This window comes from Variovorax sp. FW301-JW7 (assembly GCF_058788795.1).
Genome location: NZ_JBYTBC010000003.1, coordinates 41,315 through 55,876, shown reverse-complemented (window position 1 = coordinate 55,876; position 14,562 = coordinate 41,315). Strand labels below are relative to the sequence as shown.

Annotated in this window: 14 protein-coding genes; 3 read left to right on the top strand and 11 right to left on the bottom strand. The window is 68.2% G+C overall.

Annotation, left to right across the window (positions count from 1 at the left end; genetic code table 11):
• Position 1: 1 nt before the first annotated feature.
• From AC3WQM_RS08765 to AC3WQM_RS08735, 7 genes are read right to left on the bottom strand one after another with little or no spacing between them, the layout of a single operon-like run.
• Positions 2-982, bottom strand: a complete 981-nt coding sequence (locus tag AC3WQM_RS08765; RefSeq protein WP_492678020.1) for a 2-hydroxyacid dehydrogenase — start codon at positions 980-982, stop codon at positions 2-4.
• Positions 982-1,935, bottom strand: coding sequence for a sugar kinase (locus AC3WQM_RS08760; protein WP_492678018.1), 954 nt, complete (start codon positions 1,933-1,935; stop codon positions 982-984). The genes AC3WQM_RS08765 and AC3WQM_RS08760 overlap by 1 nt, the downstream gene beginning before the upstream one ends.
• A 10-nt stretch (positions 1,936-1,945) precedes the next feature.
• A complete protein-coding gene (locus AC3WQM_RS08755; protein WP_492678016.1) occupies positions 1,946-2,689 on the bottom strand; it encodes a sugar phosphate isomerase/epimerase family protein in 744 nt (247 codons plus the stop codon).
• Positions 2,689-3,444 (bottom strand): amino acid ABC transporter ATP-binding protein, encoded by a 756-nt coding sequence (locus AC3WQM_RS08750; protein WP_056583293.1) that lies wholly within the window; start codon positions 3,442-3,444, stop codon positions 2,689-2,691. The genes AC3WQM_RS08755 and AC3WQM_RS08750 overlap by 1 nt, the downstream gene beginning before the upstream one ends.
• A gap of 32 nt (positions 3,445-3,476) precedes the next feature.
• Complete coding sequence (locus tag AC3WQM_RS08745) at positions 3,477-4,274, bottom strand: transporter substrate-binding domain-containing protein (protein WP_307694136.1); 798 nt, start codon at positions 4,272-4,274, stop codon at positions 3,477-3,479.
• Positions 4,275-4,330: 56 nt separating this feature from the next.
• Positions 4,331-4,984: an amino acid ABC transporter permease gene (locus AC3WQM_RS08740; RefSeq protein WP_369647600.1), complete on the bottom strand. Its 654-nt coding sequence runs from the start codon at positions 4,982-4,984 to the stop codon at positions 4,331-4,333.
• Between the two features lie 31 nt (positions 4,985-5,015).
• Positions 5,016-5,687 (bottom strand): amino acid ABC transporter permease, encoded by a 672-nt coding sequence (locus AC3WQM_RS08735; protein ID WP_056583288.1) that lies wholly within the window; start codon positions 5,685-5,687, stop codon positions 5,016-5,018.
• Positions 5,688-5,822: 135 nt separating this feature from the next.
• On the opposite strand from AC3WQM_RS08735, the gene AC3WQM_RS08730 reads away from it, so the two are divergent.
• A complete protein-coding gene (locus AC3WQM_RS08730) occupies positions 5,823-7,517 on the top strand; it encodes a hypothetical protein (RefSeq protein WP_492678014.1) in 1,695 nt (564 codons plus the stop codon).
• A gap of 58 nt (positions 7,518-7,575) precedes the next feature.
• Here the strand turns inward: AC3WQM_RS08730 and AC3WQM_RS08725 are convergent, their stop codons facing one another.
• Positions 7,576-8,112 (bottom strand): cysteine hydrolase family protein, encoded by a 537-nt coding sequence (locus AC3WQM_RS08725; protein ID WP_492678012.1) that lies wholly within the window; start codon positions 8,110-8,112, stop codon positions 7,576-7,578.
• 154 nt (positions 8,113-8,266) lie between these two features.
• Between AC3WQM_RS08725 and AC3WQM_RS08720 the strand changes: the two genes are divergently transcribed.
• On the top strand, positions 8,267-9,394 hold the full coding sequence (locus AC3WQM_RS08720; protein WP_492678010.1) for an MBL fold metallo-hydrolase: 1,128 nt from the start codon (positions 8,267-8,269) through the stop codon (positions 9,392-9,394).
• A 568-nt stretch (positions 9,395-9,962) separates the two neighbouring features.
• A complete protein-coding gene (locus tag AC3WQM_RS08715; RefSeq protein WP_492678008.1) occupies positions 9,963-10,916 on the top strand; it encodes an ABC transporter substrate-binding protein in 954 nt (317 codons plus the stop codon).
• A 10-nt stretch (positions 10,917-10,926) separates the two neighbouring features.
• On the opposite strand, the gene AC3WQM_RS08710 is transcribed toward AC3WQM_RS08715, so the two are convergent.
• From AC3WQM_RS08710 to AC3WQM_RS08700, 3 genes are all read right to left on the bottom strand, one after another.
• Positions 10,927-11,124: a hypothetical protein gene (locus AC3WQM_RS08710; protein ID WP_225617000.1), complete on the bottom strand. Its 198-nt coding sequence runs from the start codon at positions 11,122-11,124 to the stop codon at positions 10,927-10,929.
• Positions 11,124-13,520 carry a DNA topoisomerase IV subunit A gene (parC, locus tag AC3WQM_RS08705; RefSeq protein WP_492678006.1) on the bottom strand — a complete coding sequence of 799 codons (2,397 nt, stop codon included), beginning with the start codon at positions 13,518-13,520 and terminating at the stop codon, positions 11,124-11,126. The genes AC3WQM_RS08710 and parC overlap by 1 nt, the downstream gene beginning before the upstream one ends.
• A gap of 90 nt (positions 13,521-13,610) precedes the next feature.
• Positions 13,611-14,549 (bottom strand): lytic transglycosylase domain-containing protein, encoded by a 939-nt coding sequence (locus AC3WQM_RS08700; RefSeq protein WP_489057349.1) that lies wholly within the window; start codon positions 14,547-14,549, stop codon positions 13,611-13,613.
• Positions 14,550-14,562 lie beyond the last annotated feature (13 nt).

Genomic DNA, 14,562 nt, shown 5'->3' with positions numbered 1-14,562 from the left:
GTCAGGCGGCGGCGGTGTCGTAGGGTGCCGTGGGTTTCTGGCCGGCCAGCACCTGCAGCAGGTTGGTCGTGGCCAGCTCGGCCATGGCGTGCCGCGTCTCGTGCGTGGCCGAGCCGATGTGCGGCAGCGGCGTGACGCGCGGGTGTGTGCGCAGCGGCGACTCGGCCGGCAGCGGCTCTTTCGCGAACACGTCGAGGCCGGCGGCGCGCAAGGTGCCGTGGTCCAGCGCGTCGAGCAGCGCGGCTTCGTTCACGGTGGCGCCACGGCCGCCGTTGATGAACGACGCGCCCGGCTTCATGCGCGCGAAGAAGGCGGCGTCGATCATGCCGCGCGTGGCGTCGGTCAGCGGCAGCATCGCGAGCACGATGTCGGCGCGCGCGAGCAGGTCGTCCAGCGGCGTGTGCGTGGCGCGGCCTTGCAGCTCGGGCGCCTGCGCGGCCAGGTCGACCGGGCGGCGCGCGTGGTAGAGCACCGGCATGCCGAAGCCCAGCGCGGCGCGGCGCGCCACGGCCTGGCCGATGCGGCCGAAACCGAGGATGCCCAGCGTCTTGCCGTGCACGTCGGTGCCGAAGAATTCCTCGCCGATGTTCTTGGTCCAGCGGCCTTCGCGCACCATCGTCGACAGCTCGACCACCCGGCGCTGCGTGGCCATGAGGATCGCGAACACCGTGTCGGCCACCGTCTCGGTGAGCACGTCGGGCGTGTGGCACAGCACGATGTGGCGCTTGTGCAGTTCGGCCAGCGGGTAGTTGTCGACGCCGACCGACACGCTCGAAATCACTTCGAGCTGCGGCGCCGCATCGAGCAGCGCGGCATCGACCGGGTGGCTGGAGCCGATCAGGCCATGCGCGGTGGCGAGCGCAGTCGCAAAGGCCCCGGGCTCCTTGCGCGGATCAGCCACGGTGACGTGGTGCACCGACTGCAGGCGCGCGAGCTGATCCTCGGGCAGCGGCCGGAACACCAGCACATTCTTCTTGGTCATCAGAGTCCCGCTTCTTCGAGTTGCGCCCGCGTCGGCAGGCCTTCGGTGTCGCCGAGCACCTGCACGGCGCGCGCGCCGATCCAGGCGCCGCGGCGCACCGCGTCGGGCACGCTGCGGCCTTCGAGCAGCGCGCTCACCACGCCGGCCGCAAAGCCGTCGCCCGCGCCCACGGTGTCGATCACTTCCTTCACCGGGAAGCCGGCTACATGGCCGGTGCCGGCCACGTCGCTGTCGTAGTAGGCGCCGGCCGCGCCGAGCTTGACGACGACCAGCTTCGCGCCGCGTTCGCGGTAGAACTTCGCCACGTCTTCGGGCTTGTCGTGGCCCGTGAGCAGCAGGCCCTCTTCGATGCCGGGCAGCACCCAGTCGGCGCGCGACGCGAGTTCGTTCACCCAGTGGCGCATCGTTTCGGTGGACGACCACAGCGTGGGCCGCAGGTTGGTGTCGAACGAGATGGTGCGGCCTGCGGCGCGCATCACGTCCATCGACTTGAGCGCGGCCTGCAGGCTGGTCTCGGAGATGGCGGCGAACACGCCGGTGGCGTGCAGGTGGCGCGCCGAGCGCAGCCAGGTTTCGTCGACGTCGGCCGGGCCCATGTGGCTGGCGGCCGAGCCCTTGCGGTGGTATTCGATCGGCGGGTCGCTGCCGTCGGTGACGCGGCCCTTGAACTGGAAGCCGGTGCGCTGCGTCGCGTCGGTGATCACGTGCGAGCAGTCGATGCCTTCGGCGCGCATCGCGGCCAGCAGCGCGCGGCCCATGGAGTCGGTGCCCAGGCGGCTGGCCCAGCCGACCTTCAGGCCCAGGCGCGACAGGCCGATGGCCACGTTGGTCTCGGCACCGGCGGTGCGCTTGTGGAACGCCTCTGCGTCTTCCAGCGGGCCGGGCCGGTCGGCCACGAGCAGCAGCATGGCTTCGCCGAACAGCGCGACGTCGAAGGCGGTGGGTTGCGTCATGTGTGTGTTCCTACGCCCGTGCGGCGCGGATGAAGTCGATCTGCGCGCGGGTGACGGCCAGCAGGTCGTCGCCCACGAGCGGGTATTCGATGGCGTGCGGCACGTCGGCCGGCAGTGCGCGCAGCACCGCACGCCACGGCGCGACCGAGTCGCCCAGCGGCACCGCCACCCATTTGTGCGGCAGGCGCTGCGCGCCCTTGCAATGCACGTAGCGCACGCGGTGGCCGAGCGCCTGCGCGGCCTGCAGCGGGCACTCGCCGAGCCAGTGCCAGTTGCCCATGTCGAAGGTCATGCCCAGCGGCACGCCGGCGCGGTCGGCCACGTCGAAGAAGGTCTGCAGCGCGGCCAGCGTGCCGGCGCGCACGGTCTGGTCGTTCTCGATCAGCAGCTCCACGCGGGTTTCGGCCAGCGCGACTTTCAGGCCCCAGAGCGAACCGTGCGACGAAGCCTGGAAGTCGCCGATGGACATCTTGAGCCGCTTCGCGCCCACGCGCGTGGCGGCGGCGATGCCGCGTTGCAGCGCGGCGCTGTCGAGCCAGCCGCCTTCGGCCCACAGGCCCTCGGGGCTGGAGTACACGGAAGCAAGACCGTTCAGCGCAGGCAGTTCCGCATCGGCGTCGCGCAACATTTCGCCGCGCACTTCCACCGAATCGGCACCGGCCGCGCGCGAGAGTTGCGAGCACCAGAGCTGGCCGTGCCGCCCCACCTCGGCCGCACCGAAGGACGACAGAGAAATCAGAACTTCGAAGGCCATCAGTGGGCTTGGTGCGAGCTGAGAATTTGCCCGAGGAACTGGCGCGTGCGCTCGTCCTTGGGGTTGCCGAAGAACTCCTGCGGCGGCGCCTGCTCGACGATCTTGCCGTCGGCCATGAAGATCACACGGTCGGCCACGCTGCGGGCAAAGCCCATTTCGTGCGTCACGCACAGCATGGTCATGCCGTCTTCGGCCAGGCCGATCATGGTGTCGAGCACTTCCTTGACCATCTCGGGGTCGAGCGCGGAGGTGGGCTCGTCGAACAGCATGATCTTGGGCGACATGCACAGCGCACGCGCAATCGCCACGCGCTGCTGCTGGCCGCCCGAGAGCTGGCTCGGGTACTTCTTCGCCTGCTCGGGAATGCGCACGCGCGTGAGGTACTTCATGGCCACCTCTTCCGCCTGCGCCTTGGTCATGCCGCGCGAGCGCATCGGCGCCAGCGTGCAGTTCTCCAGGATGGTGAGGTGCGGGAACAGGTTGAACTGCTGGAACACCATGCCGACCTCGGCACGCACCGCATCCACGTTCTTGCCGCCCGCCGTGAGGTCGATGCCGTCGACCACGATGCGGCCCTTTTGCACCGTCTCGAGCCGGTTGATGCAGCGGATGAGCGTGGACTTGCCCGAGCCCGAGGGCCCGCAGATCACGATGCGCTCGCCCTGGCGCACCGACAGGTCGATGCCGGTCAACACCTGGAATTCACCGTACCACTTGTTGACCGCTTCCATGCGGATGATCGATTCCGTCGTCATGCCAGGATTCCTTCTTCTTCAGCCGCGGGGGCTCACTGCATCTTGGGCAGGTCGGCCTGCAGCCACTTTTGATAGAGCTTGTTCAGCTCGCCATTGGCGGTGTTCTTCTGCACGAAGGCGTTCACGGCCTTGGTGAGTTCTTCCTGGCCCGGACGCATCGCGATGCCCATCGACTGCTGCACCAGCGTGAACTTGTTTTCGAAGGTGTTGGCCGGCACGCGCTTGGCGATCTGCGCCGCCACCGTGACCGAGCAGCCGATCGCATCGACCTGGCCCGAGATCAGCGCCTGCATGGCCGAGGCGTCGTCGTCGAAGCGACGGATCTCGGTGCCTTCGGGTGCGGCCTTGGTCACGGCCACGTCTTGCGTCGACGCGCGGGCCACGCCCACGCGCAGGCCCTTCAGGTCGCCTGCGGCCTTGATGGAGGTCTTGGTCGCGCCGTACAGCACGATCGTTGCGGCCGCGTAGGGCTGCGAGAACTGCACCTGCTTGGCGCGCTCGGGCGTCACGGCCAGCGAAGCCACCAGCAGGTCGACCTTGTTGGTCAGCAGGAACGGAATGCGGTTCGGGCCGGTGACCGGCACGATGTTGGCCTTGACGCCCCAGTCTTTCGCCAGCAGCTTGGCCACGTCGGCGTCGTAGCCGTCGGGCTGGTTCTTGGCGTCGGTGGTGCCGTAGGGCGGGAAGTCGACCAGCATGCCGATGGTGATCTCGCCCTTCTTCTTGATGTCGGCCATGCTTTGCGCCGAAGCGAAGGGAGCGAACACGGTCAGCGCGGCGCCGAGGCCCAGGGCGGCGATGGCAGCGCGGCGGGTGGTGGTAACGGTCATTGGATGTGTCTCCTGAATAAAGAAAGGAAGCGACGAGAAAGGAAAAGCGAAAAGGGTCAACGTGCGAGCGCCTGGGCGCGCTTGCGCTCCATGCGGGCTGCCAGCAGCGACAACGGCCAGCAGATCACGAAGTAGATGGCGGCCACCACCGAGAACACGATGAGCGGCTGGAAGGTGGCGTTGTTGACGATCTGCCCGGCGCGCGTGATCTCGACGAAACCGATGATGGCCGCGAGCGACGTGCCCTTGATGATCTGCACCAGGTAGCCCACCGTGGGCGCCAGCGCGATCTTGAAGGCCTGCGGCAGCACCACGTCGCGCATGCGCGCCACGTAGTGCAGGTTCAGCGCCTGCGCCGCCTCCCACTGGCCGCGCGGAATGGCCTGGATGCAGCCGCGCCAGATTTCGCCCAGGAAGGCCGCGCTGTTCAGGACCAGCGCCACGCCCGCGGCGACCCACGGGTTGATGTCCAGCCCCAGCACCGGCGCGCCGAAGAACACCAGGAACAGCTGCAGCAGCAGCGGCGTGCCCTGGAAGATCTGGATGAAGGTGGTCGACACGGCGCGCGCCCACGTCGATTCCGACGTGCGCATCAGCGCGATGAGCAGCCCCAGGATGGCGCCGCCCACGAAGGCGATGGCCGACAACGCGAGCGTCCACTGGGCCGCTTCGAGGATGAAAAGGAATTCGGGAAAACCGAAGGTGCGCATGGTGTGTGCTCCGTCCGTCGTGGTCAGTCAGTTACCGGCGGTCCGGGTAGTTGAGCGTGCGCTTGTAGATCAGCTTGAACATGGCCGAAAAAGCCAGTGCCAGCGCGAGGTAGATGCCGGCCACGACGATGTAGATCTCGAAGCTGCGGAAGGTCTGCGACTGCAGGTTGGCGGCCACCGAGGTCAGGTCGTCGGCCGAGATGACCGACACCACCGCCGAGCTCAGCATCAGCAAAATGAACTGGCTCGTGAGCGCCGGGTAGATCGCCTTCAGCGCGGGCTTGATGATCACGAAGCGGAAGATCTCCCACGGCTTGAGGTTGAGCGCGCGGCCCGCCTCGATCTGCCCCTTGGGAATTGACTCGATGCCCGCGCGGATGATCTCCGTGGCGTAGGCGCCCAGGTTCACCACCATCGCCACCAGCGCGGCCGTCTGCGGCGACCAGCGCAGGCCGATGGCCGGCAGTGCGAAGAAGAAGAAAAACAGCTGCACGAGGAACGGCGTGTTGCGGATCACCTCGATGTAGGCATTGACGATGAAGCGCAGCCAGCCCGGCCCCGAGGTCTTGCCCCAGGCACAGAAGATGGCCACCACCAGCCCCAGCAAGGTGGCGGTGAGCGAGAGCTGCACCGTGATCCACGTGCCCTTGAGCAGCAGCGGCCAGGCGGCAAAGACGGCGTCGAATTGGAACTGGTAGTTCATGGCGGAGCGTGCACGGCCAGGCCGTGCGCAGACCCTGAAAGGAATGCTTGCAGCTTAAATGAAACCGGTTTCAGACCTAGCTAGGGATTCCCCTAGGTGGGCGTTTTGACTCACCCGCCTGCCTACACTGGCGCGATGCCGAACCCCCACGCGGACCCCACTTCTTCCCCGGCAGGCACCCCGGCCACCGGCCCCGTCGTGCAGCATTTCCGGCAGGCGCTGCTCTGGCCCTTGCGCCTCGTGCCGGCGCCCGGCGCGGCGCCCACGCACCACGGCCCCTGGCACGTGCTGCGCGACCTGGGCGAGGCCTCGCCCTGGCGCGAAGAGGTCGACGAATACACCGGCGACAGCGGCCGCTTCCACGAGCGCCACTACAACGAGTTCGTGAGCTTCCTGCCCTACGTGCAGCGCTTCCTGTACGGCGAAGGCCGATCGCGCGGCAGCACTGACGGCACGGGCAGCGACGGCGACTCGCCGATGCGCGTGTTCCGCCGCCGCGACATCGCGTCCGTGCGGCTGGTGGCGCACCCCGGCGAGGCGCCCGTCACGCTCGACGTGATTCACTGCGACCTGTACTTCTTCTTCGACATCGACGTGGTGCTGCTCAACCTCGAGGTCGGCACCGACCACCTGAGCCTGGCGCAGGCGCAGGACATCCTCTACCGCTTCGGCCGCGCCTACCCTTCGGGCTGGGAGCCCGACGGCGCCGCCCTGCACTGCATGGCCAGCGTCGAGTGGCTGGACGCCGACGGCCGCGTGCTCGCCGCCTCCGACGCACAGCAGCGCGACGCCTTCCTGTCGCACGTGGCCCAGCACCGCGCGCCGCGCATCGCCGCGCACTGGGCCTACCTGATGCAGCCGCTGGTGAGCGACCATTCGGACGACCCCGGCGTGCTGCGCTACCGCCAGATCGAGTACTACCGCATGCCGGTGATGGCGTACCTGTCGATGGACGACCCGCGCCGCCTCACGCGCGACGACTTCGTGCGGCTCGCGCTCGTCACCGGCGCGGGCGGGGCCGACGCCCACCTGCCCTATGCCGAGCACCACCTGGCCGACTTAGAGCACAAGTACTGCTACGACCGCTTCTGGGTGAACGCGGGCGCGGCGCCCAACACGCGCTACCTGTGCAACGGCCACGCGCTCATCGTGGTGGGCGACGCGCGCTCCGAGTTCTTCTGCTGCCGCGACCGCGGCGTGCTCGCGCAGTTCAGGCACCAGCACTTCCTGCTGTTCCTCATCGCGCATTTCCAGAAGGCCTCGCTGCTGATGTTCTCGGACCAGCTGGTCGAGGCGCTCAAGAAGCTCGACATCCGCAGCACGCCGAGCGTGAAGCAGTTCAAGCGCGCCATCCGCGCGAGCTTCGAGCGCTTTCTGCGCTTCACGCACCGCTACTGGTTCCACGAGATTTCGGAGCAGGCGCAGGTGCGCGCGCTCTCGCACATGTGCGCCGCGCACCTCGGGCTCGACCCGCTGTACGACGAGGTCAAGGCGCGCATCGCCGACATGAACACCTACCTCGATGCCGACAGCCTGCGCCGGCAGGCCAGCACCGTCGTGCGGCTCACGGTGGTCACGCTGTTCGGCCTCATCGGCACCGTCACCACCGGCTTCCTCGGCATGAATCTGCTGGCCGAAGCCGAGGCGCCGCTGTGGCGCAAGGCGATCTGGTTCGGCGTGGTGTTCGTGCTCACCACCTGGCTCACGATCTACACGATGGTGAAGTCGCAGCGGCTGTCGGACTTCATCGATGCGCTGTCGAACGACAAGCTGAGTTTGCGGGGCAAGCTGGCGGCGCTCGCGCGGGTGTGGCGGGCGGGGGCGGACTGAAGCTCGGGTTCAGGGCGGTCGTTGATCGGCTGCGCACGCACCCCGAACGCCATCCCGATCAATCGCCGAAAACAACGTCCGCACTGTCGATCGCGCGGATCGGCACACCGAAGCTCGTGATGTCCGACAGCGTCGCGTTGTGGTGCGCGCGGATGAAGGCGCCCTTGGCATGCGGCTTGTCGTGCGAGGTGTGGGCGTCGGCCGCCAGCACCACCTCGTAGCCCAGCGCGGCGGCGCGGCGCACGGTGGTGTCCACGCAGAACTCCGACGAATAGCCGCAGACCACCACGCGCCGCACGCCCTGCCCCGACAGCCAGGCCTCCAGCGGCGTGCGCAGGAACGAGTCGGGCGTGGTCTTGCGCAGGCGCGCGTCCGCCGGCGTCACCTGCAAGGCATCGGCCAGCTGCCAGCGCTCGGAGTCGAACTCCAGGTCGATCGCGTTCTCGTGCTGGACGAAGGCCACCGGCACGCCGGCCGCGCGGGCCCGCGCCGTGAGCGCGTTGATGCGGCCGATGACCGCTTCAGCCTCGTACGGCCGGGGCGGATCGTCGCAAAGGCCGCGCTGCATGTCGATGACGAGGATGGCAGTTTTCATGGCGATGAAAGGCTGTGGACGTGGATCGCCGGAGTATGCCGCCGGCCCGCGGATTGCCCCCGCCCGCCGAATGTTTCTGTCGCTGAAACCATTGAAAGGCCGACTCCCGCTAGTCTCGCGCCTCAAGACCAACACACACGCAGAGGGCTTTCCCATGGCTGACGAATCGGATTCGCAAGGCGCTTATTTACCCCGGCTGCTGCGCCGCAGCGCGGTGCTCGCCACGGCGGGCTGCGCGTTCGTGGCCGGCTGCAGCAGCGCCGGCGGCGGGGAAACGCGCTACGACAACTCACCGCAGTTCAAGGGTGGGGTGTTCCAGAACATGCCCAACCCCGAGCTGCAGCCCGCCGCCAGCACGTGGCGGATCTGGTCGCGCTTCATCGTCGGCAGCAAGGTCGATACCGTGCCGGTCGACCCCATTCCGGTGCGCGCCCTGACGCCCCAGGCGCTCGACACGCTCGCGGCCGACGCCAACCATGTGGTGCGCCTGGGCCACTCGTCGCACCTGCTGAAGCTCAAGGGCAAGTACTGGCTCATCGACCCCGTGTTCAGCGAGCGCGTCTCGCCCTTCACCTGGGTCGGGCCGAAGCGCTTCCACAAGCCGCCGATCCAGCTGGAGCAGCTGCCGCCGATCGAGGCCGTGATCCTCTCGCACGACCACTACGACCACCTCGACGTGGCCACAATCGAGTACCTGGCCACGCGCGTGCAGCGCTACTTCGTGCCGCTGGGCGTGCGCGCCCGGCTTATCGAGATGGGCGTGCCCGCCGAGCGCGTGACCGAGCTCGACTGGTGGCAAGGCGGCGAGCATGCGGGCGTGAAGCTCACGGCCACGCCCGCACAGCACTTCTCGGGCCGCGCGGTCACGCTGACCGACCGCGACCGCACGCTGTGGGCCTCGTGGGTGGTGCAAAGCGGCGACCAGCGCATCTTCTACAGCGGCGACTCGGGCTACTTCCCCGGCTTCAAGCAGATCGGCGAGCGCTTCGGCGGCTTCGACCTGGCGCTGATGGAAAACGGCGCCTACGACGCCTACTGGCCCGGCGTGCACATGACGCCCGAGCAGAGCGTGCAGGCCTTCGAAGACCTGCGCGGCAAGGTGCTCTATTCGGTGCACAACAGCACCTTCGACCTGGCCTTCCACACCTGGCACGACCCGCTGGACCGCATCGCCGACCTGGCGCAGGCCAAGAAGATCGACCTGGCCACGCCGGTGATCGGCGAGGTGCTCACGGTGGGCCAGGCGCGCACCAACGTGCGTTGGTGGGCCGGGCTGAAGTGAGGAGCGCACCGTTCACGCAGCGGTGTGCGTATCAAATGTTGCGCGCCACTTTTGGAAGGTTTACAGACAGTTAACCAGCGGCCGGTTCAATCGCCGTGTCGCCGCGACGAATCCCTCACCGGACGCCGATCGCGGACGACACCGTCATCTGCAAGGCAGCAGCCACAGGGAGCAAGGTGATCACAAGAAGAATCGGCAAGAAAGGAGGCGGCATCCCCGCCATCTCGACACGCGCCCCGAGGCGCCGCCTGGCGCGTATCGCCAGGGGTTTCGCCGCGGGGCGCGTGCTGGCATCGATCGCGGGCCACAAGGGCAAAGCGAAGGAGGCGCCCCCATGCGCCGCACATCGGCCTGAGCGTCAGCGACCTGGGCAACCCCTTCTGCCTCCAGGTCTGACGCTGCTGCCGCCCACGCTGCCTACCCGCGACAACATCGGCACCTACCGGGGCTGGTAGGTCCGTCCATTCACTCGCGCTTGCTGCCGCAGATCGCGGATGCGAGGCGGTGCGGAACATGTCATCATCCCCACCCCTTCACCGGCCCCTCTCGCAACGAGGCCCTCGCACCCATGCCCATGAAACGTCCCTGGCGCACCTGGCTGCTGGCCCTCCTCCTCGCCGCAGGCCCCGCGGGCAGCGCGCTCGCGACACATGCCAACCATGGCAAGGGCCCGTACGTCGGCGTGCTCGTGAGCGACCTGCGCAACCCCTTCTTTGCCTACATCGCGCGCGCGGTGGAAAGCACGCTGACCGAAGACAGTCGCGGCGCGGCGCACATCACGGTCGTGTCCAGCGGGTTCGATCCGCAGCGGCAGGACGAGCAGCTCAAGGAAATGATCCGCCAGCGCGTGCAGCTGGTGATCGTGACGCCGGTCGATTCGACCAGCCTGCACGCCCGCGTCGCGGAGGCGCGCGCCGCCGGCATCAAGGTGGTGGCGGTCGATGCGCTCGTGCAAGGCGCGGATGCAGCCGTGGTGACCGACAGCCGCGCGGCCGGCAAGCTCTCCTGCGAACACCTGGTGCGCAGGCTCGGCGGCAAGGGCGAAGTGGCGATCATCGACGGTCCGCCGAACACGGCCGCGGTGGGCCGTGTCGGCGGCTGCCGCGAGGCATTGAACGCCGCACCCGGCGTGCGCGTCGTGCCGATGGCATTGAACGGCGGCGCCACCAAGGACGGCGGCGTGGAACAGATGACGCGGCTGCTCGCGCAACATCCGAAGCTGTCGGGCGTGTTCGCCATCAACGACCTGTGCGGCATCGGCGCGGAGCTGGCGGCCCAGGTCGCGGGACGCCGGGACCTCGTGATCACCGCGATGGACGGCTCGCCGGAAGTGGTGCAGCGGCTGCGTGACCCCGCCACCTTGATCGCCGGCAGCGCCACGCAGTCGCCCACGTTGATGGGCCAGCGGGCAGCCGAGATCGGATTGAAGCTCCTGAAGGGCCAGGCACCGCCGCAGCGCGTGCTGCTGTTGCCGTCGAAGCTCGTGACGCGCGAGAACGTTGGCGGCTACGACGGCTGGTGAGGCCGCCCGCTTATTTGCCTTCCTGCTCGCGCCGCTCGCGCGCGCGCCGCACCTGGCGCGTCTCGTTGGCCTGCGCGATGGCGCGGTCTTTCGCGCGCCGCTTGCCCTGGCGCTTCTCGCGCATGCGGCGCCCCAGGATGTAGCTGCCGAAGCCCGTGACCACGGCGAGGATCACGCCGAGGATGCTGATGTCGATGCCGCCCAGCATCAGAGCACCCGCACGACGCTCGCCGGCGCGAACCCGAGGTCGGCCACCTTGCCCTTGCGCCCGCGGGTCCCCATCGCGTTGTTGAGCGAGCGGATCTCGAGCGTTTCCTCGCGCTCCTTGCCGCCGCGGGCGATGCCTTCGATCCGCACGCTGCGCGTGTAGGCCACCGCACCGGCCAGCGTGTCCTTGGCCTCCAGGTCGATCAGCGTCAGGCCGCGACCGCCCTTGGGCAGGCTCTTGAGCTCGGTGATGTCGAAGGTCAGGATGCGCTTGCCGCTCGAGGCGCAGGCCACGTGCGTGGCGGCCGGCATCGGCTCGGCGCCGCTCGCACCACCCACCAGCGACGGACGGCACAGCTGCTCGCCCTCGCCCACATCGATGAAGGCCTTGCCGCCGCGCTGGCGCGACATCATGTTCTCGACGGTGGCCATGAAGCCGTAGCCGCCCGTGTTGGCCAGCAGCACGCAGGCGCCCACCGGGCCCGCGAAGAAGTGCGTGACGTGCGTGCCGGCATCGAGCTCGATGAGCGTCGTGACGGGCTGGCCGTCGCCGCGCGCGCCGGGCAACGAGGCCACGGGCACGGTGTAGACGCGCACGCTTTTGTCCTTGGCGCTGCCGAAGACCAGCAGCGTGTCGACGCTGCGGCATTCGAAGGCGCCGTAGAGCGTGTCGCCCGATTTGAAGCTGTACTCGGGCGCGGTGCCGCCGTTGCCGGCCGCCTTCTCGCTGGCCCAGCCCTTCTGCGCGCGCACCCAGCCCTTCTGCGACACGATCACGGTGACGGGCTCGTCGACCACCTTCACCTCGGCCACGGCGCGCTTCTCGGCCTGGATGAGCGTGCGGCGCGGGTCTTCGAAGGTCTTGGCGTCGGCTTCGATTTCCTTCACCAGCAGGCGGCGCAGCGTGGCCGGGCTGGAGAGGATGTCTTCGAGTTTTTTCTGTTCCAAGCGCAACTCATCGAGTTGCTGCTGGATCTTGATAGCCTCCAGTCGCGCAAGCTGGCGCAGCCGGATTTCAAGAATGTCTTCCGCTTGGATTTCGCTGAGGCTGAAGCGCGCAATGAGCGCAGCCTTGGGGTCTTCGGCCGCGCGGATGATCGCGATCACCTCGTCGATGTTCAGCAGCACCAACTGCCGACCCTCGAGGATGTGGATGCGGTCCATGACCTTGTTCAGGCGGAACCGCGAACGCTTCTCGACGGTGATCTCGCGGAACGCGATCCACTCGTTGAGCATCTGGCGCAGCGACTTCTGCGTGGGTTTGCCGTCGATGCCGACCATCGTGAGGTTGATCGACGACGAGGTCTCGAGCGAGGTCTGTGCCAGCAGCGTGGTCGCGAACTCGTCCTGGCTGATGCGCGAGGTCTTGGGCTCGAACACGAGGCGCACGGCGGCGTCCTTGCTCGACTCGTCGCGCACCACGTCGAGCATCGACAGCATCGCGGCCTTCAGCTGGGTCTGGTCGGCGCTCAGCGCCTTCTTGCCGGCCTTGACCTTCGGGTTGGTGATTTCCTCGATCTCTTCGAGCACCTTCTGCGTGCTGACGCCGGGCGGCAGTTCGTTGACGACGAGCTGCCACTGGCCGCGCGCGAGGTCTTCGATCGTCCAGCGCGCGCGCACCTTGAGCGAGCCGCGGCCGGTGCGGTACGCATCGGCGATGTCGCTGGCGCCGCTGATGATCTGCGCGCCGCCCGGGTAGTCGGGGCCGGGCACGATCGCCAGCAGTTCTTCTTCGCTGAGCTTGCCGTTCGACTTGATCAGCGCCACGCAGGCGTCGGCAATCTCGCGCAGGTTGTGGCTCGGAATTTCGGTGGCCAGGCCCACGGCGATGCCGCTGGCGCCGTTGAGCAGCGTGAACGGCAGCCGCGCGGGCAGCAGGCGCGGCTCTTCGGTGCTGCCGTCGTAGTTGGGAATGAAGTCGACCGTGCCTTCGTCGATCTCGTCGAGCAGCAGGCTGGTGATGCGCGCCAGGCGCGCCTCGGTGTAGCGCATGGCCGCGGCGCCGTCGCCGTCGCGGCTGCCGAAGTTGCCCTGGCCGTCGACCAGCGGATAGCGCTGCGAGAAGTCTTGCGCCATGCGCACCAGCGCGTCGTAGGCGGCCTGGTCGCTGTGCGGGTGGAAGCGGCCGAGCACGTCACCGACGACGCGCGCGCTCTTCACGGGCTTGGCGCCCACGGTGCCGTTGGTGCCGCCGAAGCCCAGGCCCATGCGCGACATCGAATACAGGATGCGCCGCTGCACCGGCTTCTGGCCGTCGGACACATCGGGCAGCGCGCGGCCCTTGACCACGCTCAGGGCGTATTCGAGGTAGGCGGTCTGCGCGTAGTCGGCCAGCGTGAGGGTGGTGTCGCCGTCGGTGGGGCCTGCAAGGTCGAGCGGAGGTTGAGAGTCGTCCATGAAGAAGAGAGAAAGAAAACAGTTGCGTGGGGCTGCGTGCGTGGTGCGCTCAGCCCGAAGTGAAAGAGGGGTGCATCGCGGTCTTCGGCGTCAGGACAACGGAGACGGCGGCGACGCATCGCCCGGCTCGGCCGCGCTGGTCGGCACGTCGGACAGTTCAGGAACCTCGGGCATCGTCGGCACGTTGCGCGGCGACTCGGACGGCATGTTGCCGCGACCGATCGCACCGCCCTTGGGCACCGACATCTCCATGCGGATGCGCCCCGGCGTCTTGCCGCCGCTGCTGCCACTGCCGCTGCGCAGGTTGCCGCCCACGGTCACGGCCGAGGGTTTCAGGTACGCGTACAGCTGCAGCACGGTCTGCACGTAGTTCTGCGTTTCCTTGTAGTTCGGGATCTTGTTGCCCGCGCGCTGCACCGCGCCCTCGCCCGCGTTGTAGGCGGCCAATGCGAGCTCGATCTGGCCTGGGAACATGGCGATCAGGTCGCGCAGGTAGCGCGAGCCGGCGGCGATGTTGATGTGCGGGTCGAACAGCTTTTTCTCGATCGTGCCGCGCTTGTCCGTCGCCACGCCGTAGCGCTGCGCCGTGGCGGGCATGAGCTGCATGAGCCCCATCGCGCCCTTGGGCGACACGGCTTTTGCGTCGAAGCCAGACTCGGTGGCGACCAGCGCCTGCAGCAGCTCGTAGTCGATGGCGTGCTTGCTCGACGCATCGCGCAGCGCCGACTTGGCGGTCTTGTAGCCGGGCGAGGCCTCGAACATGGCCAGCAGGTTCTGCGAGGCCGGCGACACCTTGCCGTCGAGCCGGCGGTTGATGCCGCCGCCACGGCCCAGCGGCGAAATGCCCTTGGCGGTGTCGAAGCTCTGGCCGCCCTGGAAGAAGATCTTGTAGCGCTCGTCGACCTTCTCGGCCGCAAAGTGGGCCACGCCGTTGCTGTCGATGTAGCCGTAGATGTCGGCCGCGTGCGCGAGCCCCTGCTGCGTGCACAACAGAAAGGCCAACCACAGCGAACGCTTGAAAACCGACATGCGTGTGAGGAAA